General features: G+C 61.2%; 24 protein-coding genes and 1 tRNA gene. 12 read left to right on the forward strand and 13 right to left on the reverse strand.

Translation table 11 applies throughout. From position 1 onward, the window contains the following. From glgX to treY, 3 genes are read left to right on the forward strand one after another with little or no spacing between them, the layout of a single operon-like run. Complete coding sequence (gene glgX / locus AB8A38_RS10540) at nucleotides 1-2,079, forward strand: glycogen debranching protein GlgX (RefSeq protein ID WP_439085941.1); 2,079 nt, start codon at nucleotides 1-3, stop codon at nucleotides 2,077-2,079. Beyond that, nucleotides 2,076-3,842: a malto-oligosyltrehalose trehalohydrolase gene (gene treZ / locus AB8A38_RS10545; protein WP_439085942.1), complete on the forward strand. Its 1,767-nt coding sequence runs from the start codon at nucleotides 2,076-2,078 to the stop codon at nucleotides 3,840-3,842. Before glgX ends, treZ begins: the two co-directional genes overlap by 4 nt. Continuing rightward, nucleotides 3,842-6,634: a malto-oligosyltrehalose synthase gene (gene treY, locus AB8A38_RS10550; RefSeq protein WP_439085943.1), complete on the forward strand. Its 2,793-nt coding sequence runs from the start codon at nucleotides 3,842-3,844 to the stop codon at nucleotides 6,632-6,634. Before treZ ends, treY begins: the two co-directional genes overlap by 1 nt. A gap of 230 nt (nucleotides 6,635-6,864) precedes the next feature. Here the strand turns inward: treY and AB8A38_RS10555 are convergent, their stop codons facing one another. Further along, nucleotides 6,865-7,176 carry a polyhydroxyalkanoic acid system family protein gene (locus tag AB8A38_RS10555; RefSeq protein WP_439085944.1) on the reverse strand — a complete coding sequence of 104 codons (312 nt, stop codon included), beginning with the start codon at nucleotides 7,174-7,176 and terminating at the stop codon, nucleotides 6,865-6,867. 151 nt (nucleotides 7,177-7,327) lie between these two features. On the opposite strand from AB8A38_RS10555, the gene AB8A38_RS10560 reads away from it, so the two are divergent. Next, nucleotides 7,328-7,492 (forward strand): DUF3309 family protein, encoded by a 165-nt coding sequence (locus AB8A38_RS10560; RefSeq protein WP_081422059.1) that lies wholly within the window; start codon nucleotides 7,328-7,330, stop codon nucleotides 7,490-7,492. A gap of 107 nt (nucleotides 7,493-7,599) precedes the next feature. On the opposite strand, the gene ligD is transcribed toward AB8A38_RS10560, so the two are convergent. Then, nucleotides 7,600-10,320, reverse strand: a complete 2,721-nt coding sequence (gene ligD, locus AB8A38_RS10565) for a DNA ligase D (RefSeq protein WP_439085945.1) — start codon at nucleotides 10,318-10,320, stop codon at nucleotides 7,600-7,602. 148 nt (nucleotides 10,321-10,468) lie between these two features. On the opposite strand from ligD, the gene AB8A38_RS10570 reads away from it, so the two are divergent. Together AB8A38_RS10570 and AB8A38_RS10575 are read left to right on the forward strand one after the other, a co-directional pair. Further along, nucleotides 10,469-11,356, forward strand: a complete 888-nt coding sequence (locus tag AB8A38_RS10570; protein WP_315841210.1) for a non-homologous end joining protein Ku — start codon at nucleotides 10,469-10,471, stop codon at nucleotides 11,354-11,356. Nucleotides 11,357-11,375: 19 nt separating this feature from the next. After that, nucleotides 11,376-11,612 (forward strand): hypothetical protein, encoded by a 237-nt coding sequence (locus tag AB8A38_RS10575; protein WP_439085946.1) that lies wholly within the window; start codon nucleotides 11,376-11,378, stop codon nucleotides 11,610-11,612. A 132-nt stretch (nucleotides 11,613-11,744) separates the two neighbouring features. On the opposite strand, the gene AB8A38_RS10580 is transcribed toward AB8A38_RS10575, so the two are convergent. Further along, nucleotides 11,745-12,005: a DUF6496 domain-containing protein gene (locus tag AB8A38_RS10580; RefSeq protein WP_439085947.1), complete on the reverse strand. Its 261-nt coding sequence runs from the start codon at nucleotides 12,003-12,005 to the stop codon at nucleotides 11,745-11,747. Between the two features lie 182 nt (nucleotides 12,006-12,187). Between AB8A38_RS10580 and AB8A38_RS10585 the strand changes: the two genes are divergently transcribed. Continuing rightward, nucleotides 12,188-12,457, forward strand: coding sequence for a hypothetical protein (locus AB8A38_RS10585; protein ID WP_120289267.1), 270 nt, complete (start codon nucleotides 12,188-12,190; stop codon nucleotides 12,455-12,457). Between the two features lie 10 nt (nucleotides 12,458-12,467). Continuing rightward, nucleotides 12,468-13,442, forward strand: a complete 975-nt coding sequence (dapA, locus tag AB8A38_RS10590; protein ID WP_315841207.1) for a 4-hydroxy-tetrahydrodipicolinate synthase — start codon at nucleotides 12,468-12,470, stop codon at nucleotides 13,440-13,442. On the opposite strand, the gene AB8A38_RS10595 is transcribed toward dapA, so the two are convergent. From AB8A38_RS10595 to AB8A38_RS10615, 5 genes are all read right to left on the reverse strand, one after another. Continuing rightward, nucleotides 13,439-13,621 (reverse strand): hypothetical protein, encoded by a 183-nt coding sequence (locus AB8A38_RS10595; protein WP_231077673.1) that lies wholly within the window; start codon nucleotides 13,619-13,621, stop codon nucleotides 13,439-13,441. The genes dapA and AB8A38_RS10595 overlap by 4 nt on opposite strands. Continuing rightward, on the reverse strand, nucleotides 13,618-13,914 hold the full coding sequence (locus AB8A38_RS10600; protein WP_175367284.1) for a hypothetical protein: 297 nt from the start codon (nucleotides 13,912-13,914) through the stop codon (nucleotides 13,618-13,620). Before AB8A38_RS10600 ends, AB8A38_RS10595 begins: the two co-directional genes overlap by 4 nt. A 261-nt stretch (nucleotides 13,915-14,175) precedes the next feature. Continuing rightward, on the reverse strand, nucleotides 14,176-14,436 hold the full coding sequence (locus tag AB8A38_RS10605; RefSeq protein ID WP_315841206.1) for a hypothetical protein: 261 nt from the start codon (nucleotides 14,434-14,436) through the stop codon (nucleotides 14,176-14,178). An 87-nt stretch (nucleotides 14,437-14,523) separates the two neighbouring features. Next, the gene (locus tag AB8A38_RS10610; protein WP_315841205.1) at nucleotides 14,524-16,182 is read right to left on the reverse strand and encodes an OFA family MFS transporter; all 1,659 of its coding nucleotides are present in this window, start codon (nucleotides 16,180-16,182) and stop codon (nucleotides 14,524-14,526) included. A 200-nt stretch (nucleotides 16,183-16,382) separates the two neighbouring features. Continuing rightward, entirely contained in the window at nucleotides 16,383-16,631 is a 249-nt protein-coding gene (locus AB8A38_RS10615) for a sulfurtransferase TusA family protein (protein ID WP_089267468.1), read from the reverse strand. A gap of 69 nt (nucleotides 16,632-16,700) precedes the next feature. On the opposite strand from AB8A38_RS10615, the gene mobA reads away from it, so the two are divergent. Continuing rightward, nucleotides 16,701-17,333: a molybdenum cofactor guanylyltransferase MobA gene (gene mobA, locus AB8A38_RS10620; RefSeq protein WP_439085948.1), complete on the forward strand. Its 633-nt coding sequence runs from the start codon at nucleotides 16,701-16,703 to the stop codon at nucleotides 17,331-17,333. Between the two features lie 55 nt (nucleotides 17,334-17,388). Further along, nucleotides 17,389-18,597: an ABC transporter substrate-binding protein gene (locus tag AB8A38_RS10625; protein ID WP_439085949.1), complete on the forward strand. Its 1,209-nt coding sequence runs from the start codon at nucleotides 17,389-17,391 to the stop codon at nucleotides 18,595-18,597. Between the two features lie 8 nt (nucleotides 18,598-18,605). On the opposite strand, the gene AB8A38_RS10630 is transcribed toward AB8A38_RS10625, so the two are convergent. Next, a complete protein-coding gene (locus AB8A38_RS10630) occupies nucleotides 18,606-19,571 on the reverse strand; it encodes a TAXI family TRAP transporter solute-binding subunit (RefSeq protein WP_439088495.1) in 966 nt (321 codons plus the stop codon). 154 nt (nucleotides 19,572-19,725) lie between these two features. Here AB8A38_RS10630 and AB8A38_RS10635 point away from each other — a divergent pair, with 154 nt between their 5' ends. Next, nucleotides 19,726-20,703: a Bug family tripartite tricarboxylate transporter substrate binding protein gene (locus AB8A38_RS10635; protein ID WP_439085950.1), complete on the forward strand. Its 978-nt coding sequence runs from the start codon at nucleotides 19,726-19,728 to the stop codon at nucleotides 20,701-20,703. Nucleotides 20,704-20,734: 31 nt separating this feature from the next. Here AB8A38_RS10635 and AB8A38_RS10640 read toward each other — a convergent pair whose 3' ends face one another. Continuing rightward, nucleotides 20,735-20,947, reverse strand: coding sequence for a DUF1328 domain-containing protein (locus AB8A38_RS10640; RefSeq protein ID WP_439085951.1), 213 nt, complete (start codon nucleotides 20,945-20,947; stop codon nucleotides 20,735-20,737). Between the two features lie 151 nt (nucleotides 20,948-21,098). On the opposite strand from AB8A38_RS10640, the gene AB8A38_RS10645 reads away from it, so the two are divergent. Further along, nucleotides 21,099-21,174 (forward strand) — tRNA-Ile (locus tag AB8A38_RS10645). A 148-nt stretch (nucleotides 21,175-21,322) separates the two neighbouring features. On the opposite strand, the gene AB8A38_RS10650 is transcribed toward AB8A38_RS10645, so the two are convergent. The 3 genes from AB8A38_RS10650 to AB8A38_RS10660 all read right to left on the reverse strand — a co-directional run bounded on the left by AB8A38_RS10650 (nucleotide 21,323) and on the right by AB8A38_RS10660 (nucleotide 22,707). Continuing rightward, nucleotides 21,323-21,496: a hypothetical protein gene (locus AB8A38_RS10650; protein ID WP_439085952.1), complete on the reverse strand. Its 174-nt coding sequence runs from the start codon at nucleotides 21,494-21,496 to the stop codon at nucleotides 21,323-21,325. A gap of 22 nt (nucleotides 21,497-21,518) precedes the next feature. Further along, complete coding sequence (locus AB8A38_RS10655; protein WP_439085953.1) at nucleotides 21,519-21,647, reverse strand: hypothetical protein; 129 nt, start codon at nucleotides 21,645-21,647, stop codon at nucleotides 21,519-21,521. Between the two features lie 262 nt (nucleotides 21,648-21,909). Beyond that, nucleotides 21,910-22,707, reverse strand: a complete 798-nt coding sequence (locus AB8A38_RS10660; protein WP_439085954.1) for an outer membrane protein — start codon at nucleotides 22,705-22,707, stop codon at nucleotides 21,910-21,912. Nucleotides 22,708-22,829 lie beyond the last annotated feature (122 nt).

Raw genomic sequence — 22,829 nt, forward strand, 5'->3', positions numbered from 1 at the left:
ATGAGACTATCCGCCGGCACGCCCTCCCGCCTCGGCGCAAGCTGGGACGGACGGGGGACCAACTTCGCCTTGTTCTCTGCGAATGCCACCAAGGTCGAACTGTGTCTGTTCGACAGCCAGGGGCGGCGCGAGCTCGAGCGCATCGAACTGCCGGAATATAACGAGCACGTCTTTCACGGCTATCTCAACGATGTCTCGCCGGGGCAGCTCTATGGCTATCGCGTGCACGGCCCCTATGAGCCGGAGCATGGGCATCGCTTCAATGCGCACAAGCTGCTGCTCGACCCCTATGCCAAGAAACTGGCCGGACGTCTCGTCTGGAGCGATGCACATTTCGGCTATCGCACCGGCTCGTCGCGCGAGGACCTCTCCTTCGACCGCCGCGATAATGCGCGCGGCATGCCCAAGGCCGTGGTGGTCGATGAGACCTTCAACTGGGGTCGCAAGGAAGCGCGCCCGAGCGTGCCGTGGGAAGACACCATCATCTATGAGGCCCATGTGAAGGGCCTGACGCAGACCCGCAAGGACGTGCCGCCTGGGCTGCGCGGGACATATCGCGGACTGTCGTCGCCGTCGATGATCGAGCATCTCAAACGGCTTGGCGTCACCACCATCGAGCTGCTGCCGGTGCACAGCTTTGTCGATGACCGCCGGCTGGTGGAAATGAAGCTGGTGAATTACTGGGGTTACAACACCCTCTCCTTCTTCGCCCCGGAAGCGCGCTACGGCACCGACAATCCGCTCGATGCGTTCCGCACGACGGTCGCGCGGCTGCATGACGCGGGCATCGAGGTGATGCTCGACGTGGTCTATAACCACACCGCCGAAGGCAATCATCTCGGCCCGACGCTGTCCTATCGCGGCATCGACAACGCCTCCTATTACTGGCTAATGCCGGACAATCCACGATTCTATGACGACTTCACGGGCTGTGGCAGCTCGATGAACCTTACGCATCCGCGCGTGTTGCAGATGGTGATGGATTCATTGCGCTACTGGGTCGAGGTGTGTCACGTGGATGGCTTTCGTTTCGACCTTGCGACCACGCTGGCGCGCGGACCGAACGGCTTCGATCGCAATAGCGGCTTCCTCACCGCGATCCGGCAGGACCCTGTTCTCGCGAACGTCAAAATGGTCGCCGAGCCCTGGGATCTCGGCATGGGCGGCTACCAGGTCGGCGCGTTCCCGTCGCAATGGTCGGAATGGAACGACAAATATCGCAGCGCCATGCGCCGCTACTGGAGCGGCGAAGGCTCACTGATTGGCGAAGTGTCCAGCCGCATGACCGGCTCGTCTGATGTGTTCAATCATGACGGACGCAAGCAACGCGCCGGGATCAACCATGTCACCGTGCATGACGGTTTCCCGCTGGCCGACCTCTTTGCCTATAACGAGAAGCACAACGAGGCCAATGGCGAGGACAATCGCGATGGCTCCTCGGATAACCTCAGCAACAATTTCGGCGTCGAAGGCCCGACCGACGATCCCGAGCTGCTGGCGCTGCGTCGACAGCTGCGCAAGAACCAGCTTGCCTGTCTGTTTCTCGCGCAGGGCGTGCCGCTGCTGCTGGCTGGCGACGAGGTCGGCAATACGCAGGGCGGCAACAACAATGCCTATTGCCAGGACAACGAGATCGGCTGGGTGACCTGGGACAATCTCGGCGACAAGGACGACGATCTCACCGACTTCATCGGCCATATGGCGCAGCTACGACAGCGCTTTCCGCAGATCACCACGCAACGCTGGCTCGACGGCCGCCGCGCCGACGGCAGCTATGGCGTGCTGTGGCTGACCCCCTCGGCCGACGAGATGACCGAGACCGACTGGGCGTTTCCCGACGGGCGCTTTCTCTCTTATGTACTCAGCGCTTCCGGTGAAAACACCAACCCGATTTTCATCGTGCTGAATGCGGCGCCCGAGGGCATTCCGTTCAAGCTGCCGAAGATGCTGGAATACAAGAACTGGCGGCAGGTGTTGAACACCGCTGACGAAAAGCTCTCCATCGCTATCCTGCCTCCCGGTAGCGACATCGATGCGCCGCCGCGCTCGGTGCTTGCCTTTGCGGGGACGCCGGCATGAGCGCTCATTTGTTCGGACCACGGCTGACTGAGAAAGGCGCGATCTTCCGCCTCTGGGCACCGGCTGCGCAACGCGTCGACGTGGTGCTTGGCGATCAATCCCATCCCTTGAAGCCCGGCGATGACGGCTGGTTCACCGCGGAGGTCGCAGGTGTCGAGACTGGCGACACCTATCGCTTCAGGATTGACGACAAGACCGACGTGCCCGACCCCGGCTCACGCTTCCAGCCGGATGATATCAATGGCCCGTCGCAAGTCATCGATCACGGGACATATGCGTGGCGCGCAGCGGACTGGCGTGGGCGGCCGTGGGAAGAAACCGTGCTGCTAGAAACCCATGTCGGCACCTACACGCCGGAAGGCACCTATCGCACCATGATCGACAGGCTCGATCATCTCGTCGCCACCGGAATCACCGCGCTTGAGCTGATGCCGCTCGCGGATTTCGCCGGCAAGCGCAATTGGGGCTATGACGGCGTATTGTGGTACGCGCCGGATGCGATGTTCGGCCGCCCCGAGGACCTGAAGGCCTTGATCGACGAAGCGCATCTGCGCGGGCTTATGGTGTTTCTCGACGTCGTCTACAATCACTTCGGACCGGAAGGGAATTATCTCGGCCTCTATGCGCCGAATTTCTTCGGCGGTGCCGATACGCCATGGGGCTCGGCGATCGACTATCGTCTGCCGCAGGTCCGCGCTTATGCCATCGAGAACGCCGTGGCATGGCTGCGCGATTATCGCTTCGATGGGCTCAGACTCGACGCCGTTCATGCCATAGTCGAACAGGGCGAGATCCCGATGCTGCATGAGCTGAGCCGCGAAGTCGGCAAGCTCGTCGCCGATACCGGCCGGCACATCCATCTCGTTCTGGAAAACGACGACAACCGTGCCACCCTGCTCGATCCCGCCACCAACCCGCCGTGCGGCCAATATCGCGCACAGTGGAACGACGACTATCATCACGCCTGGCACGTGCTTCTGACCGGCGAAGATAACGGCTATTACAGCGACTACGCGCAAAAGCCGCTCGATCACATCGTGCAAGCGCTGGGCTCCGGATTCGCCTATCAGGGACAACCCTCAGCGCATCGCGCAGGCGCTGAACGCGGCGAACCATCAGGCGAACTCGCACCGGCGGCCTTCGTGAATTTCCTGCAGAACCACGACCAGATTGGCAACCGCGCGCTTGGCGATCGGCTGGAGACTTTGGCCAAACCCGAGGCCATCGAAGCTGCACTGGCCATCACATTGCTGGCGCCGATGGTGCCGATGCTGTTTCAGGGCGAGGAATGGGGCTCGAAAGCGCCGTTCCCGTTTTTCTGCGATTTCGAAGGCGATCTCGCCGATGCCGTGCGCAATGGCCGCAAGAAGGAATTCGCCAGCGCCTACGAAAAGTATGGCGACGAGATCCCCGATCCGCTGGACGAGAGCTCCTTCTGCTCGGCCTTCATCGATTGGGACAATCGCGAAACGACGGCGGGCAAGAGACGGCTGACGCTGGTTCGCGAGCTGCTCGCGCTGCGCAAGCAGCACATCGTGCCACGCCTCGCCGGCGCACGCTTCGGCAAGGCAGAGGCTGATGACAATGGATTGCTGACCGCGTTCTGGAAGATGGGCGACGGCAGCCGGCTGCATCTTGCGGCCAATCTATCCGGCACAGCGGTGACCGCGACACCGCCGACCGGCGGCACGACGATTTGGGGCAACACCAGCACCGGCGTGGGGACGCCGTGGTCCGTCATATGGCGGATCGGAGACACATAATGGCCCCTGCGATTCCCGTCGCGACCTACCGTATTCAACTCACCAAGGATTTCGATTTCGATGCCGCCGCGGGCATCGTGCCCTATCTGAAAGCGCTCGGCATCACCCATCTCTATGCCTCGCCCTTCATGAAATCACGCGCGGGCTCGACTCATGGCTATGACATTGTCGATCACACCAAGCTCAATCCAGAGCTGGGCGGCGACGAAGGTTTCGAGCGCCTGAGTGCCGCGCTGAAGGCCAACGATATCGGCCTGATCCTCGACTTCGTGCCCAATCATGTGGGCGTGCATTTCGCTGACAATCCGTGGTGGCTCGACGTGCTGGAATGGGGACAGACCTCGCCGCACGCCGTCTCCTTCGACATCGATTGGGACACCCTTCCCTATCGCGCACGCGGCGGCTTGCTGCTGCCGATCATCGGCAGCTCATATGGCCAGGCGCTGGACAATGGTGAGATCGAGCTGAAATACGACGCCGAGGAAGGCAGCTTCTCGGCCTGGTATTTTGAACATCGGCTGCCGATCGCACCGGAGCGCTACAGCGAGATGCTGCGCACCATCGTCAAGGAAGCCGATGCCGGCAACACGCCAGCCGGCCGGGCAATGCTGACACTGGCGGCCAAGCACAAGGGCCTCCGCCATCCCAACCGGCGGGAAGCGCCGGCTTTCAAGCAGCAGCTGGTGTCGATCGACGGCGCTGCCGAGGTTATCACGCGCGGCCTCGACGCCTATCGCGCCGGGCCGGATCGGGCCGCCCAGATTCAAGCCATGCACATGTTGCTGGAGCGCCAGCACTACAAGCTCGGTCAGTGGCGCCTGGCATCGAGCGAGATCAACTACCGCCGCTTCTTCGACGTCAATACGCTGGCTGGTCTGCGTATCGAGGACGCCGATACGTTCGAGGCGATCCATTCGCTCGTCAAACAGCTGATTGCCGAAGACAAGCTGCAGGGGTTGCGGCTGGACCACATCGACGGCCTTCACGATCCCTCGCAATATTTCCAACGGCTGCGCCGGCTGATCCGCGAGGCGCATGGCAACGGTACCAAACCATTCTATGTCGTGGTCGAGAAGATTCTCGGCGAGCACGAGAAGCTGGTGCCCTTCGCCGGTGTGCATGGCACCACCGGCTATGAATGGCTCAATGTGATCACGCAGGTGCTGGTCGAAGAAAAAGGCCTGGAACCACTGGGCGAAACCTGGCGACAGGTAAGCAATGTCTCACCGAAATTCGAACCGCAACTGGTGGAAGCCAAGCGCCGCGTGCTCGATACGCTGCTACTCAGCGAATTCACCGTGCTGACGCGTCTGCTGGCACGGATCGCCAACGGACATTATTCGACACGCGACTTCTCCGCCGACACGCTGCGTCAGGCTTTCGAACTCTACGTGCTGCATTTCCCGGTCTATCGCACCTATCTCTCCGCCGCCGGCCCATCGGCCCTCGATCGGCAACTGATCGCCACGACCATCGAGAAGGCTCGCGCCGAGTGGTTCGGCGCCGATGAAGGCTTGTTTGACTTCCTGCGCGACGCTCTGACGCTGGACCTGCTGAAGCCCGGCCGCCCCGCGCATAGCAAGCCGCGGGTACGACGCTTTGCATTGAAGGTGCAGCAGTTCACCGGGCCGACGATGGCGAAGTCGCTCGAAGATACCGCCTTCTATCGCTATCATCGCCTGCTGGCGTTCAACGAAGTTGGCGGCGAACCGGCAGCGGAAGCGATACCTGTCGCCACGTTCCACGAGATAATGATCACACGCGCGCTCGAGCGGCCGCATGGCATGACCTCGACCGCCACCCACGATACCAAGCGCGGCGAGGATGCCCGCGCGCGTTTGCTGGCGCTGGCCGAAATGCCCGGTGAATGGGCCAGTGCGGTCGGTCGCTGGAAGTTGCTGAACGCGCCGCATCTGGTTGTTGACGGCGAGATGCGCGCGCCCTCCGCAGCGTTCGAGTATATGTTGTACCAGGCGCTTATCGGCGCCTGGCCGCTCGGCGGGCGGGACAATTCCTTCCTCGAGCGGATGCAGGCCTATGCGCTGAAGGCGGCGCGCGAGGGCAAGCAGGAAACGAGTTGGCTCAACCCGAACGACGCCTATGAGAAGGGTCTGCGCACGTTTCTGGAGCGCATTCTCGACCCGGCCCAGTCGCCGGAATTTCTTGCAGCGCTTGAGACCTTTGCCAAACGCACATCGCTGATCGGCGCATTGAATTCACTCAGCCAGATCACGCTGAAAGCGACCATTCCCGGCATGCCAGACTTCTATCAGGGCACCGAATTCTGGGATTTCTCGCTGGTCGATCCCGATAACCGCCGCCCGGTGGATTTCGCCGAACGCGCGAAAGTGCTGAAGGCACTGCACCAACCGGATTGGGCAGCGCTGGCGCAACACTGGGATGATGGCCACATCAAGCTCGCCTGGACGCGCGAGCTGTTGAAACACCGCACCGAGATGGCAGCCGTCTTCACCGATGGCGATTACGAACCACTTGAAGTGACCGGACCTCATGCCGCGCACATCATCGCCTTTGCGCGGCGGCATCAGCGCGACGCGGCGATCGTCGTGATCCCGCGCGTCTTTTTCGAAGCGACGCAGGGCGGGCGGCATTGGCCGGAGACGACGGCGTTCGACGCAACCGTGATCGCGCCCGGCTACCTCGTTGAAGGTTCTCCGCCGAAGAATGGCACGAGCGAGCTTTCCGTTGCCAAACTCTTCAGGCAGCTTCCGATGGCGATCGTGAAGGCACATGCTGCGCCGAAACGCATTCGTTCGACGCGTTTGCGATAGCACACACGACAAGGCCGCCCGGGATCGATGGCCGGACGGCCTGGCGGATGTCGTGCCGACTCGAGAAAGGTCGGTTCCCTTCCTCCGCGTGCTCAAAGCTTTTCATCAAATTGTTTGCGAGTAGTTTACGATCAAACTCGCGTGCGCCGCACTATCGCACGGCATTTTTATGCTGCACAGCAGCAGGCATTGAAGATGCGTGAGATTTTCTGCACGCAGCAATCGCCGGTTCAACTCTTTTTCGTGAGCAGCAGGTTTCCGCGCGATTTGATCGCTGCCTGCGCCACCTCGGCGAAACGCTGCAGCAGCCAGGGCAGCACCACTTCGACGGTGACATGATCCTCGGCCACATCGACATGACCGGACGCCGCCTGGCCCAGGGCATGGACGCGGAAGATCATCCGGTCGCCGTCCCAGCGCTCCTCGTCAACTTTCAACATTGGTACATTAGTTGCTGCGCGTGTCAGTCCTGTCTTGAGCCGGCGCGCAGCTTCCTCGCGGCCGAGGCTGTGAGGGATAGAGACGACGAGCGGTGCAGACATCAAGGGATCCTTTGTTAGTTCATATGTAGGCGCGAATTCGTCCAGCGGTAGTCGCAATGAAGGTTTCAACCCTGGAACCTTGCGGGCGCCTGCGCGTTTTTACCGCATGAAGGCAGCCGGCTCGTCCGTCTGCCAGGCTGAGGAGACATTCATGTCCATTGGTACGATTATTCTGATCATCCTGATTATCGCCTTGCTCGGTGGTTTCAGCGGTATCGGCGGCGGTCCGTTCTACGGCACCGGCTATTACGGCGGCGGCGGTCTCGGCCTCATCGTGGTAATTCTGCTGATCCTCCTGTTGCTTGGTAAGCTGTAAGAGCGGATATTGATTTTAAGGCGCGCGATCCGGAAGGATCGCGCGTTTTTCCATGCGCGTACGCTCTCCCCGTCATTACCCGCGAAAACGAGTAATGACGGGGAGAGTCATTTCATTTTTCCGATCGCAGCCTTGATCGACGACGCAGCATCCTCGTAACCCGTCCACGACTTGCTCTTCGCCAGCAGCGCCGGGACGCTGCGCACAGTGAAATTCTTCGGATCCAAATCTTTACGCAGCTGCGCCCATGTCAGCGGCATCGACACCGTGGCCCCCTTTCGCGCCCGCGGCGACAGCACCGAGACCGCGGTCGACATCCGGTCGTTGCGCAGATAATCGAGGAAAATCTTTCCACCACGCAGCTTCTTCGACATGTTGAGCAGATAGCGCTCTGGGTCGTCACTGGCCATCTGCTGGCATACGGCCTGCGCAAACATCTTCGCCGTCTTCCAGTCAACCTTGTCCTTCGCGCCGTGCAGCAGCGGTGCCACCACATGCAGGCCCTTGCCGCCGGTTGTCTTGCAGAAACTCTCCATGCCGAGACCCGAGAGCCGTTCGCGCATCTCGCGTGCCGCATCCATGACGGCAATGAACTCCACATCAGGCGCCGGATCGAGATCGAACACCAGACGCCCCGGTGTATCCGGCGCATCCGGCGCGCAATTCCAGGGATGCAGTTCGAGCCCGCCGATCTGCGCGACGGCCGCGAGACCCTCGACGCGATCGATCTGCAGGTAAGGCTTGCGGTCACCGGAGACTTTCACGAGTTCGAGCAGGTTCGATGTCCCAGGCATTGCGTGGCGCTGGAAGAACTGCTGCCCATCGATGCCGTCGGGTGCGCGCACGATCGAGCACGGACGGCCCTTGAGATAGTCCATCATCCAGCCACCGACGGCTTCAAAATACGCCGCGAGATCGCGTTTGGTGACCGGCTCGCCATCGCCAGCATCCGGCCATAGCTCCTTGTCAGGCTTAGAGATCGCCACACCCATCACGACCATGGAGCCCGCTGCCGCCTTTGCTGGCACGGCTTTCTTTGTGGAGGTTTTCGCTGGCTGCTTCACACCGCGCTTCGGCTTCGGTTCGGCGAGCGCGGTCTTCTTCGGCGTCTCGGCCTCGACCTCATCGGCCGGCTTGTCCTGCCGCAGCCCCTTGAACGACGCCTGACGCACCATGCCGGCGCCGGTGAAGCCAGCAAACTCGATCTCGGCCACGAGTTCGGGCTTGAGCCAGTGCACGTCCCGGCCACCCGGCGGCGTCTCCTTGCCGCCGAACGGGCTGGTCTTTGCCGCCGCTTTCTTCAATGCGGGCATGATGCGCGTGACTTTGTCCTGGCCGAAGCCGGTACCAACGATCCCGACATAAGCGAGATGGTCGCCTCTGTTGACGCCGACCATCAGCGAGCGGAATTTTCCCACATTGCTCTTCCATGCACCGATCACGACCTCATGGCCCGCGCGGCATTTCGCCTTGGTCCAGTTTTGCGAGCGGCCCGACAGATAGGGCTCCGACAATTTCTTGGAGACGATGCCTTCCAGCGACAGTTTGCAGGCCGACTGCAGGATGGCGTCACCACCGCTCTCGAAATGATCGACATAGCGAATCAGATTTTCCTTGCGACGACCGCGGGCTTTGTCGAGTAGCGCCTTCAATCTCTCCTTGCGATCGCCGAGCGGCAGCTTCCGCAGATCTTCACCTTCGGCGAACAGAAGGTCGAACGCGAAAAAAATGAGGGTATCGGTCTCGCCATCCGACAGCGCCGCCTGCAGCGCCGCGAAGTCCGGGGCACCATTGGCATCGAGGCCGACAATTTCGCCATCGATGATCGCGTCCGGCAGGCCGGTGGCTTCTTTGGCGATGGCCTGAAATTTGTCGGTCCAGTCGAGCCCCTTGCGTGTCTTCAGCGTGGCCTCATCGTCTTCGACGCGGAGTTGCACGCGGTAACCGTCGAACTTGATCTCATGCACCCAGCCATTCTCGGAGGGCGGCCGCTCCACGATGGTGCAAAGTTGAGGTGCGACGAAGCCGGGCATCTTTGCGACCTTGACCGGCTTCGCCGATGGTTTGGCCGCTTTCTTTGTCACGACTTTCTTCGCTTCAGTCTTTTGTGCAGCTTGGCCAACATCAGCCTTGGTCTTGCCGACCTTGCTGGCGCGCGCATCGGCAGCACTGCCCTCGCTGGAATCCCAGATAGCATCGGGTTTGATCTTCGCCGTCCTGGCGATCATGAACGGTTTTGGCGCCTTCCCTTTTCCTGACGCGATGACGCTCATGGTCCGGCCGGACGCAACTGACTTGTCGTTGTCGAGGACAGTGTTGGCCTTGCCCTCCTTCACGAACTCATCGCGATGCTTGATCAGCAGCCAGTTGGTCCGCTTGCCGCCATTGCGGTCATGCTTCATGCGCACCAGCACGAAGCCACCATGCAGCTTCTCGCCATCCAGCGTGAATTTCAGATCGCCCTTCTTGAGGCCCTTGTCCGGGTCGTCGCTCTCCCAATAGCCGCGGTCCCAGAGCTGCACGGTGCCGCCGCCATATTGTCCCTTGGGAATTGTGCCTTCGAAATCGCCGTAATCGAGCGGATGGTCCTCGACCTCGACAGCAAGGCGCTTGTCGGCGGGGTCCATCGATGGCCCGCGCGTGACGGCCCAGGACTTGAACACCCCGTCCATCTCCAGCCGCAGATCGTAATGCAGCCGCGTGGCATCGTGTTTCTGGATCACAAAACGGCGACGCTTCGCCGGCGCGACCACGATCTGCCCGGAGGGCTCCTTCGTCTGCGCGAAATCGCGTTTCCGGCGATAAATCGATAGCTGCTTGTCGGCCAAGGCAAACCTCACTCAACGCGTCATAAGCCGCAGGATCCGGCCCGGAACCAAAACCGGGAACTACCGTTGAAGTTCCTGGAAATCCACGCCAGCGCAATGCTTTGCGGCCTGCGTGCTTCATTTTTGTCGATCGAGTTGGAGGACGAGTATGGCCCCGCCCCGCGCCTATTGGAAAGGCTCTCTCAAGCTGTCGCTCGTCACCTGCCCGGTGGTGCTGTATCCGGCCGCGACCACGATCGAGAAAACCAAATTCCACATGATCAACCGTGAGACCGGCAATCGGCTGAAACAGCAGATGGTGGATGCCGAGACCGGCGACGTCGTGGAGAAAGAGCAGAAGGGCCGCGGCTATGAGATCAGCAAGGGCGAATATGTCGAGATCGAGAAGGAAGAGCTCGAAGCCGTGCAGATCGAAAGCAATCACACCATCGATATCGATAATTTCGTGCCGCGCGACGAGATCGACCGGCGCTATCTGAACAACCCCTATTACATCGCACCCGACGGCAAAGCCGGCGCCGATGCATTCGCCGTGATCCGCGATGCCATGAAGGACAAGGACCGCGTGGCGCTGGCGCGCATCGTGCTCACCAATCGGGAGCACATCATCGCCATCGAGCCGCTCGGCAAGGGCCTGCTCGGCACCACGCTGCGCTTCCCCTATGAAGTGCGCGACGAGGAGGACTATTTCGACGATATCAAGTCGCCGAAGATCTCTAAGGACATGATCGACCTTGCGGTGCATATCCTCGACAGCAAGGCTGCGCATTTCGATCCCAGCAAGTTCAAGGATGAATATGAGACCGCGCTGAAGACGCTGGTGAAGCGCAAGGCCGCGGGCAAGCCGGTGAAGGTCGTCGAGAAGGAGGAGAAGCCGGACAACGTCATCAACCTGATGGATGCGCTGAAGGCGAGCCTCAAGGGTGGCAAGGGCAAGTCGACCAAACGCGCTTCGTCGTCACGACCACATGTGGCGCGCAAGCGTCCGGCCAAGAAGGCCGCGCGGTCATCGGCGCGGCACCGCAAGGCAAGCTGAGCGCATGAAGATTTTTGGAATGATCATAGCCATCGCTCTGATGTCGACCGTCGCAGCGCAGGCGCAGCAGCTGCAGACACGGGAATGCAACGCCTCGAATATCGCCTTCGTCGCCGAAGCCATCGCCAAGATGGCCGATGGCAAGCAAAAGAAGACCGCCTCCGACGAGATCGGCCTGGCCAGCGAAGCAATGGCGGAGGGCAAGGACGATGAATGCAAGGACCACCTGCTGAAGGCGACACTGCAGACCAAGTGAGCAGATACAGTCATGGCCAGGCTTTCCCGGCCATCTACGTCTTTTCTCCCGCCAAGACGTGGATGCCCGGGACAAACCCGGGCATGACGAAGATTGGTTCATATTCGTCGATCAACGTACATCGGCGGAGCCTCAGGCCTTCGTCGACTTTCGGGGTTTTTTGGCCGCTTTCTTTTTCCCCGCCGTCTTCTTGCTGGCTTTCTTCACCGTCTTTTTCTTCGGTGCCTTCGGCACTTTCTTGCCCTCGGCGCGAGCCTCGGACAGGCCGATGGCAATCGCCTGCTTCTTGCTGGTCACCTTCTTGCCCGAGCCCCCGCTTCGCAATGTGCCGGCCTTGCGCTTCTCCATGGCCCGCGCGACCTTTGCGGCGGCCTTCTTGGAATATTTCGCCATTCCATGCTCCCTGTGATCGAAACGATCAATCGCCATCGCGAATGATGGTTCCGCGTGGGTGATGTGCGAACGAACGCACTTATGAAATCCCTATAACGCGGCACCGCCGCTCATCTCGTTTTCAAACGGGCGGCCGATCATCTTGCAGCCATTCGCTCAAGCGAATGAACTGGAGACTGCAAGTGATCACCATCGAACCTCCCTCGTGTAGCTCATCCCTCGTTTTTATAGGCAAGAATGGCCGCGGCCAGTGGGTCGCGCAGGAACAAAACGGTCTATTCGGCGGGTTGTTCGTCAGCCGCGCGAATGCCGTGCGTTATGCTCTGTTCGAGAACGGCCATCGCCCCGAAGCTATCATTGAGACGGCGGGCCTCATCGAACTCGATATGAACGCCCTGCCTTTCACGGCAGCAACCTCTGTCGAACGGTTGCAACAACGGCGCGTCGCCTGAGCTTCCCGCCATGTCCACAGTTGCTCTTCGGGCTCATGCCCTCCCGCAAGCTCATGCCTCCCATCGCGCCAACGACTGGCTGCACGGCATCGTCGCTGACGTGCCGACACCGTTTGACACGCATGGCGCGCTTGATCTCGTCACTTTCGCGCGGTTGTGCGAGCGTCAGGTCTGCGCCGGCGCCAGCGCCATCGTCATCGGCGAGAGCGCTGGCGAAGCCAACACGCTCACCTCGAACGAGCGCGCCACGCTGATCCGGACTGCCGCCGGCATCGCCCGCGGGCGCATCCACATCATTGCCGGCGCGGGATCGAACTGCACCAGCCGCGCCATTGAATCGACGCGGCTGGCATGGGCCGCCGGCGCCGATGCCGTCATGTCGGTCGTGCCGTATTACAACCGCCCGACGGCAAGTGGCATCGCAGCGCATTTCCGTGCGATCCTGGAGGCGACATTGCTGCCGGTCATTGTGCATGACGCACCGTCGCGTTGTGCTCGTGCGCTGACCGACGACACGCTCATCGGTCTCGCCGCCTCGCCACGATTGATAGGCCTGCGCGACGACACCGGCGACGCCGGGCGACTGGCGCGATTGCGGTCGCTGCTGCCAGTGGGTTTCCGGATGCTGACGGGACAGGACACCGCAGCCCTGCCTTATCTGCTGCTCGGCGGCGACGGCGTTGTCTCCGCGATGGCCAATGTGGCGCCGCAGCTCTGCCGCGGCATGTATTACGCGGCCCGCCAGGGATGCCCGCGCTATGCGACGACCATCTCCGACATGCTGGCGCCGCTCGCCACAGCCCTGCCGCCGGAGCGGGTCACATCGGCAGTGAAATATGCATTGACCTTGCGGGGCCTGGGGAGTGCCGTCGTGCGCCTGCCGCTGACCGAGCTGACAGATGCCGAGCAGCAGCAGGTACACACGGCGATGGACGCGATCTGGGCACAACCCGACGACGCGCCGCCCCTGCGCCGCGCCCGCTAGGCTTGCGGGCGCTCGTTCTTCTCACGACATTTCGGGCCGGGTCCGCGCATATAATGCGCGGCCGGCCGATAGACAGCAGGTCCAATGACGAAACGCCATAGCCGGGCGAGAATGCCCGGCATGATGGTCGCATAGGAGGCGATACGCGCGAACAGCGCTGCAGAACGGTCTTCCCTCATGGCACGCTCCGGCGATCCGGAAGCACCGGCGTATCGGCGGCGCGCACACGGACGCGCGCCAGTTCACGCCGCGCGCGGCGCATCTTGTCGGCCACCAAAGCCATATGGATGGCGGCGAAGAAGCCCTTGATGTGGTTACGCGTCAGCCTGATGGCTACGCAGAGCCGCTTCCATTGGATATCACTGGAGTGATGGACGATCGGCGGCTGATTGCGGCTGATGAGGTAGCTGCGGTAGGCGCTGTCGGCCGAGAAATCGTGCAGCTGGGTATCGCGATTGTAGAACATCGTCATGGTCGTTGTCCGTCTTCTCAAATCCCTGGCGCATGAGCGCGTCGGGATGCCTGGAAGATGCGGACATCGCCATATGAAATCGAGACGGGCAGCCGCGCCTGTTCATAGGCGCGGCATAAAGATCAGGCTAATGGCCCGAAGCCCGTAGGATGGATAGAGCGAAGCGAAACCCATCAATACAGTACGCGGATAATGATGGGTTTCGCTCCGGCACTACGCGCCTGCGCTCTACCCATCCTACGACCCGGCTCTTGCTACGGCTCAGCTCTTGGCCATGCAGTCTTCGATGTAGAACCAGCGGTCGTCGCCGGCGAGGCCCTTGACCTTGACATCCTTGCGGCAGGCCTTGAGCTTGCCCTTGTTGGCGCTCCACTTCGCTTTCATGTCCTTCAGACTCTGCTTGTTCAGCTTCATCTTTGCGGGCGCAGGAGTTGCCGGCGTCGCAGGCGCCTGCGCCGAAGCAACGCCCATTGAAGTCACAACGAACAGTGCGGCCACGAGGCCCGTAGTGATGCGTGTCATCGTTATCCCCGAATGTGCTTGTTTTGAAGATTGTTCGTCAGATGTGAAACGGGACCGGAAGCTTTCGCTGCCGGTCCCGCGCAGGTTTTACTGGAAGATACGCGCGGCGCTCTGCAGCGTCAGCCAGACGCCCCAGCACAGCGGGACACCGACAAAGGCCCAGAAGGCAATGGCTGCGCCGTCGAAACCGCCCTTGCCAATGCCATAGGAGCCTCCACCGGCCGACGCCGCCTCGGCGCCCTTGGCCTGCAACTTCGCGACTTCCTCCGGCTTCATAAACCAATGCGGCGCCAGCGGCTTCACCAGCATGTTGCAGATCAGGCCGAGCACCAGCATGCCGGCGAGGATGTACATCGTGAAGTCATAGACCTGCGCCCGCGGCACGCCGGCGGCGATCTGGAATTCACGGATGTAGTTCACCACCACCGGACCGACGATGCCCGCAGTCGCCCAGGCCGTCAGCAACCGGCCGTGGATCGCACCCACGAACTGGGTGCCGAAGATATCGGCGAGATAGGCCGGGATGGTCGCGAAGCCGCCGCCATACATCGAGAGGATGATGCCGAAGGCCAGCACGAACAGGACCTTGCTGCCCATTGCCGCGAAGGTCGGCACCAGTGCATAGAGCACGATGCCGAGAATAAAGAACGTGTAGTAGGTGTTCTTGCGGCCGAGCTTGTCCGACAAAGACGCCCAGAAGAAGCGGCCGCCGATGTTGAACAGCGAGATCAGACCCGCGAAGCCGGCTGCGATGCCGGCAATCGCAGTCTTCTGCGCTGCCGAGAGTTGGCTGAAGGAGAGGTCGGGCGCGCCGATCAGCTTGCCGGCGAAGATTTCCTGCAGCATCGGCGATGCCATGCCGATGACGCCGATGCCGGCGGACACATTCAAGCAAAGCACGCCCCAGATCAGCCAGAACTGCTTGGTCTTGTGCGCATTGTCGAGATGCACGTGACCGGTGGTGATCATCGCATTCGCGGTCGCTGGCGGCGTCCAGCCTTCCGGCTTCCAGTTCGGTGGCGTGATGCGATAAGAGAACGCGCCAATGGTCATGAACACGAAGTAGATGACGCCCATGGCCAGGAAGGTTTGCCAGACACCAACATCGGTCGGGGTCTTGAAATAGTTCATCAAGAGGTTGGCGAGCGGCGAGCCGATCATCGCGCCGCCGCCAAAGCCCATGATGGCCATGCCCGTCGCCATGCCGCGACGATCCGGGAACCACTTCACCAACGTCGATACCGGCGAGATGTAGCCAAGGCCGAGACCGATGCCGCCGATCACGCCAGAGCCGATCCACAGCAGCCAGAGCTGATGCGTGTAGACGCCGATCGAACCGAGCACGAGACCGCCGCACCAGCACATCGCCGAGACGAAGCCGGCCTTGCGCGGACCGACCCGCTCGAGCCAGCCCCCCCAGATCGCGGCGGAGACGCCGAGCAGCACGAAGAACAGCGTGTACATCCAGCCGAGGCTGGCGACCTTCCAGTTACAGGTGGTGGTGAAGAGCTCGGTGGCGAGGCTCATGCCGTCGCACACTTCCTTCGACGCGGGTGTCGTGATCGCCTGAGACAGCGGCAGCCAGAACACACTGAAGCCGTAGGCCATGCCGATACAGAGATGAATACAGAGTGCAGCAGGTGGAACCAGCCACCGGTTGAAGCCGGCGGTCGCAATGATGCGTTCGCGTTCCAGCAATCCTGGCTTGGTGCCAGACAGTGTTCCGGCGTTGCCCACACTTGTCATGAAAGTTCTCCCCTGCAGCCAACCCTTCTGAGCCGGTCTGCGATTTGAAAAAGTCGCTTCGTCAATTCCCCTGCAGCGCGCGGACAAAGATTCACGCGCACTCGCACTTTAGAACAGGGCCAGAAGCGACTGCGGGAGTCGATAGTCCAAAGGTATCAGGAGCGAAAATTTCTCAATGATTTCCACTGCATCGCAGCAATTCAATCGCGATTTGCAATCGCAGCATTTCGTTTTTCGATGAAGAAGATCATCACATCGCCGCTGCGTTCAGAGGTCTCGATCTGATCACCGCTCTGCTGGATCAACGCGGGGATGTCGATCACTGCCAGGGGGTCCGTGCAGTGGACTTCGAGCCGGTCGCCGACCGACAGTGCCTTCATCGCCTTGCGCGTCATCAACGCCGGCAACGGGCATTTCAATCCGGTCAGGTCGAGCTTGGTCACAGGCATCGCGCGGTTCCACTTGGTGCAACTGGTTATATCGGGCTGGCGTCAAATGTCATATGCAGCGGTATGGCGATGACGAACACATATCCGGCCACTCTGGGCGTGCTTCTCGCGGGCGGTCTGGCTCGCCGGATGGGCGGCGGCGACAAGCCGATGCGCGAGATTGGCGGCACGACGATCCTGGCCCGCGTGATCGCGCGCGTCGCACCGCAATGCGACGGACTGGTGCTGAACGCCAACGGGGATCCCGCGCGATTTGCGTCCTTCGGACTGCCCGTGATTGCCGACGACGTCGCGGATTTTCCCGGCCCCCTCGCCGGCATCCTTGCGGGTCTGGAATGGACGGCCGCCAACCGGCCGGACGTCACATGGATGCTCAGCGTCGCCGGCGACTGCCCGTTCCTGCCGCGCGATCTTGTTACCCGTTTGCATCACGCCCGCATCGCGGAGAATGCGCAGCTTGCTGTTGCCTCGTCCGCAAGACAGTCGCACCCCGTCATCGGCTTGTGGGACGTCTCCCTGCGCCGTGAGTTACGGCACGCGCTCGTCAATGACGATATCCGCAAGGTCGGACGCTGGACGGCACGCTATCGTCTCGCCACCGTGGAATGGCCAGCCGATCCCGTCGATCCATTCTTCAATGCCAATACGATGGATGACATCGCGGAAGCCGAGCGGCTTGCATTGCTCGACGACCGGGGCTGACCTAAGCTCACTTCCATCACGCGGCCGAAGTGTCGCGACATATGGGAGAAACTTCATGCGCGGTACTTCGCTGTCCGTGATATCTGGTCTTGCCTTCGCTCTCCTCGCATCAACCGCCTCGGCGCAAATCTCCGACGACGTCGTCAAGATCGGCGTGCTCACCGACATGAACGGCCCGGCCTCGACGCCCTCCGGCCAGGGTTCGGTGACGGCCGCACAGATGGCCGTCGATGATTTCGGCGGCACCGTACTCGGCAAGCCGATCAGCATCATCATCGGCGATCATCAGTTGAAGCCCGATGTCGGCGCATCGCTTGCGCGGCGCTGGTACGATGTCGATCAGGTCGATCTCATCGTCGACGTGCCGGTGTCTGCCGTCGGTCTCGCTGTGCAGAACGTCGCCAACGACCGCAAGCGCCTATTCATCACCCATTCGACGGGCGCTGCGGACTTCCACGGCAAGTTCTGCTCGCCCTATACGATGCAATGGGTATTCGACACCCGCGCGCTCGCCGTCGGCACCGCGCAGGAAGTGGTGAAGCGCGGCGGCGACAGCTGGTTCTTCATCACCGACGATTTCGCCTTCGGCCATGCGCTGGAGCGCGATGCATCTGCCGTCGTCACCAAGACCGGCGGAAAGGTGATCGGCTCGGTGCGTCCGCCCTTCGGCGCGTCGGACCTCTCGTCCTTCGTGCTGCAGGCGCAGGCCTCGAAGGCCAAGATCATCGGCATCGCCGGTGGGCCGCCGAACAACATCAACGAGATCAAGACCGCCGGCGAATTCGGCGTGTTCAAGGGCGGCCAGCAGATGGCCGCGCTGCTGGCGCTGATCACCGACATCGACTCGCTGGGGCTACAGACCGCACAGGGCCTGCTGCTGACCACCGCCTTTTACTGGGACATGGACGACAAGACCCGCGCCTGGTCGAAGCGTTTCTTCGAGAAGACCAAGCGCATGCCCACCATGTGGCAGGCCGGTGTCTATTCGTCGACCATGGTCTATCTCAACGCCATCAAGGAGGCCGGCACAGACGAACCGCTGAAGGTCGCCGCCAAGATGCGCGAGAAGCCGATCGAGGATTTCTTCGCGCGCAACGGCAGGCTGCGCGAGGACGGGTTGATGGTGCACGACCTGATGCTGGTGCAGGTCAAGTCACCCGAAGAGTCCAAGTATCCGTGGGACTACTACAAGATCCTCGCAAAGATTTCCGGCGAGGAGGCATTCGGGCCGCCGGACCCGGCTTGTGTGTTGGGGAAGAAGTAGACGACCAACTACTTCGCCACCCCGATCTCCTTGAAATACTTCAGCACACCCGGATGGATCAGCGCCACATCAGGCGCTGACGCCACCGTGTTACTAGCCGTCGTCTCCTTCGCCTGTGCGAGTCGTGCGCCCAGCGTAGCTTCGGCGCCGTGCAGCGTCTTCGCCAGCCGATAGGCGACATCATCCGGCAGCGTTTCGCGCGCCAGGATGTAGCTCCACGAGCCCACCGATGCGATCGGCGCCGGCTGGTTCGGATAGCTGTTCGCTTCGACCAGCATCGGCTTGAGGAAAGCGTGCTTGGCACGAATCTGCGCGATCTCCGCCGCATCGGGCGCAATGAAGCGGGCGCCGCCGGGGCTTTCGCTCATCGCCTTGAAGCCGGGCCAGCCCAGGCCTGCACCCCATAATGCGGCCACGCGGCCGTCCTGCACCATCGCCGGACCGTCGCCCGCGCGGTCGAGATAGACCGCCTGAAAATCCTTGTCCTGATCGAGGCCGAGTCCGTCCAGCACATAGCGCGACAGGAACACGAGGCCGGAGCCTTTCGCACCGAAGGCGATCGGCTTGCCGACAAGATCGCGGATCGTCTTGTAGGGACTGTCGGCACGCACCACGAACATGCCGGGGTTGGAATACAGCGCCGTAATGATCTTCAGCTTCGTCGGCGCCCGGCCGATGCCCTTGAACGCTTCATAAGCAGGTTCACCGGCCACCAGCGCAAGATCGAGCTGGCCGGCTTCGAGCAACGGGATGTTCTCGGTCGACCCTTTGGTGTTGCGCGTCGCCAGCGTCAGCGACGGATCGGCCTTGTTCATGACCTCGGCAAAGGCATCGCCATAGAGCGGGAAACCGCCGCCGGGCGTCGCCGTACCGAGACTCAAGCTGAGAGGGGTGGTGGTCGGCATCGGTTTGGCTCCCTCCAGCGCAATGGCCGTTGTGACAGTCAGGAATGCTGCGCAAACAAGCGGCATCATTTTCATGGGGTACCTCGACGTCGTTCGGCCTGCATCGTTCGACCAAGCTTGTAGGCAAAATCCGAATTCTATGAAAGCATGGCGGTAACGGGCGGCAAGCCCGATCGAACGACGTCGCGCATCAGCGCTGCGATTTCCATGTCTGGGAGGAACTATGATCGCTTTTCTGCGTGCTGCTGCGCTGTGTCTCGTCGGCTTCGCGAGCCTTACCACGACGACCCTCCCCGCCTCTGCCGCCGGCTATCCCGATCGCCCTGTGCGCTGGCTAATCGGCTTCGCTGCCGGCGGCCCTGTCGATATCGTGGCGCGGATCATGGCACAGTGGCTGTCGGATCATTTCGGCCAGCAATTCGTCGTCGAGAACCGCGCAGGCTCCGGTGGCAACCTCGCCGCTGCCGCGGCCGTGACCTCGGCGCCGGATGGCTACACGTTGCTGTTCGTCGCGCCGAACAACGCAATCTCGGCCTCGCTCTACAAGAAGCTGCCCTATGACTTCATCCGCGATACCGTGCCGGTCGCCAGCATCATGCAGCTCACCAATATGCTGGTGGTGTCGAATGGCATGCCCGTAAAAACGGTCCAGGAGTTCATCGACTACTGCAAGGCCAATCCCGGCAAGATCTCCTATGCGTCATCGGGCAATGGCACCTCGGTGCATATGTCAGCCGAATTGTTCAAGGCGATGACCAAATGCGACATGATCCACGTGCCCTATCGCGGCTCGGCGATCGCCTTTCCTGACATCATCTCCAACAAGGTGCAGTTGATCTTCGACAACCTGCCCACGGCGCTCGAACAGTCGCGGGGCGGCACCGTCCGCGCGCTCGGCGTCACCTCGCCGCAACGCTGGCCCATCGTGCCGGACGTCCCGGCCATTGCCGAGACGGTGCCAGGCTTCGAGTCCATCGGCTTCTACGGCATTTCCGCGCCGAAGGGCACGCCGCCCGAGGTGATTGCCACCCTCAACAAGGCTGTGGGCGAAGCGCTGAAGGATCCGAAGCTGATCGCACGGCTCGCCGAGACCGGCGGCGTGCCGAAGCCGATGACGCCTGAGGAATTCGGCAAGCTGGTTGCCGCCGAAACCGAGAAGTGGCGCAAGGTGGTGGAATTCGCCGGCGTGTCAGTCGACTGAGCCAAGGTCGGTTGATCCCGGGGCGACTGAGCTAGACACTCACGGCGACCATGGCGGGCAGCAGCTCCGAGCTGCTGACCGCCCCGGCGACCAGATAGGCGAAGCCCAGCAAAGCCAGGAAGCCGAGGAAGAACAGCGCAAAGAGGATGATCGAGAGCTTCTTGGCGAAAGCCGAGATGTTGGCGAGGCCGAGGCCGCCGGCAATCAGGGAAATGATCAGACAGATGACAGCCCAGCGAAACACCCGCGCCTCCCAACGTTGAAATTGCGCAGACAAACGCCACCGCCCGGCCAAAGTTCCGCCCCCGGGAACGCGGCATTGCCCACAGGCGATGGCCGATATAAGGAATGCCTGCACCGCCGTCCCCGGTTCTCACGCCCGCTGGACGCCGGCGGGGCCTGTAGCTCAATGGTTAGAGCCGACCGCTCATAACGGTCTGGTTGCAGGTTCGAGTCCTGCCGGGCCCACCAATGATTTCAGATAGTTGGTATCGGTTCACGAAGCACTGAATTTCGGCTGCCAACGAATCCGCCAACGAAACAGTGCGTGTTTTGTCTCCGGTATCCCCCACCTTCGTTCTTGGCTAAATCACCCAGCGAGACATCGACCATGTCAACGTCATTCACGCTTCTTCTTGAACGACACCACATGCCCTGGTTCCGGACGTTGCGGCAGCGCGGGCTGTTTAGGCTTCGGCGGATCGTCAGGAAAGAACCGCTTCCAGCGATAGGCCGCGTATCCGTAGAAATAGTCCCACCAAGTTTCAGTAATGCTGGCGTCACCCCACGGCATAGGATCTGGCTCTCCGCCATCGTCATCCTGAGGGATAGCGATCGGGATCGGTCCACTCGTCAACGATGTCGATGAGCTGAACGATGTTGTCGGCAGAGAAGACCCCGACGAGGTCGCGGGTCTCGATTATTCTAACGAGATAGGTTGGCATGCCATCTTACCGGCCCCGGTAAGGTCTCCCGAAACTTCATGATAACATGAGGGATCGCGCGGGTCACCTCGGCGAAGATGGTAGGATGGAGTATGTTAGCAATCATCTACGCCGGAGCTCTTTTGGCAATCCTCCTCTGGTTCTCATTGCTGGCCTACATTGCACAGCCTCCGCACTCACGAATAGCACCACCTCGATCAAGACGAAAAAAACCCGGACTACGCCGGGTTTTCAGTTTGGTCTTCTGGAAACTAGATAAAGCTTAGTAAGCCCAGTTGCCGAGCTTATAGTTCACGCCAACACGAACGATGTGGTCCTTAAACTCCGAGTTCGAGACCTGGCTCAAGCCAGCAGCACCGGCGACCTGAACAAAATTGGAGGTGCCTTGTGTGCCGAGGTCCATATAAAGATACTCGGCCTTGGCCGTCCAATTGTTATTCCAAATACGGGTTTCGATGCCGCCGCCGACCGTCCAACCACCCTTCACGCTTTTAACAGATGATCCAGCGATAAAGGGAACGCCGTTCTCTGGGATGCTGCTGAAGTTGCGCTGTTCGGTTTCACCGTAAGCATAGCCGCCAGTGACGTAGAGAAGCGTGTCAGGCGTCGCGGTCCAACCAAGGCGTCCGCGGACCGTTCCGAACCAATTCAGGCGTGTCTCAGCTGAAATGGTTGCTGCTGGTGGGCCAAAGAAGGCACCGGAAATAACCGAGCTACCTTTTTGATCGGCTGCCTGAATGTCGGCCTCGATGCCAAACAGCCAATTCGGCGCAAACATCTTGTTCCAACCAATCTGGCCGCCGCCGATGACGCCGTCAGCTGTGAGCCTATCCGACGAAGCCAAAACAGATAACGGAGGCGTAAACGGAGCGACGAGCGAGTTGGTCGACGGCGATCGGCTGATGCCATAACCGACGTTGCCGCCAATATAAAATCCTGACCAGTCCCACATCGGAGCCATGGCGGGCGCCTTGGTGTATGGGCGTGCTGCCATATCAGCGGCAGAGGCCGACACCGTGCCAAGTGCGATAAGTGTGGCCGCAGCCAAAATGCTCTTCATAAGTTCACTCCCAAGATAAAAACTAAAAATCCAGTGATGGAACCGTGGAGGAGTCTGGGGATGTTGGCTGTAGCGGGGCAGCAACACACAGCTTGTTGGTCCGCCAATTACGTCAGTGGACC

It is taken from the genome of Tardiphaga sp. 839_C3_N1_4, assembly GCF_051811045.1.
In the GTDB taxonomy this organism is placed as follows: domain Bacteria; phylum Pseudomonadota; class Alphaproteobacteria; order Rhizobiales; family Xanthobacteraceae; genus Tardiphaga.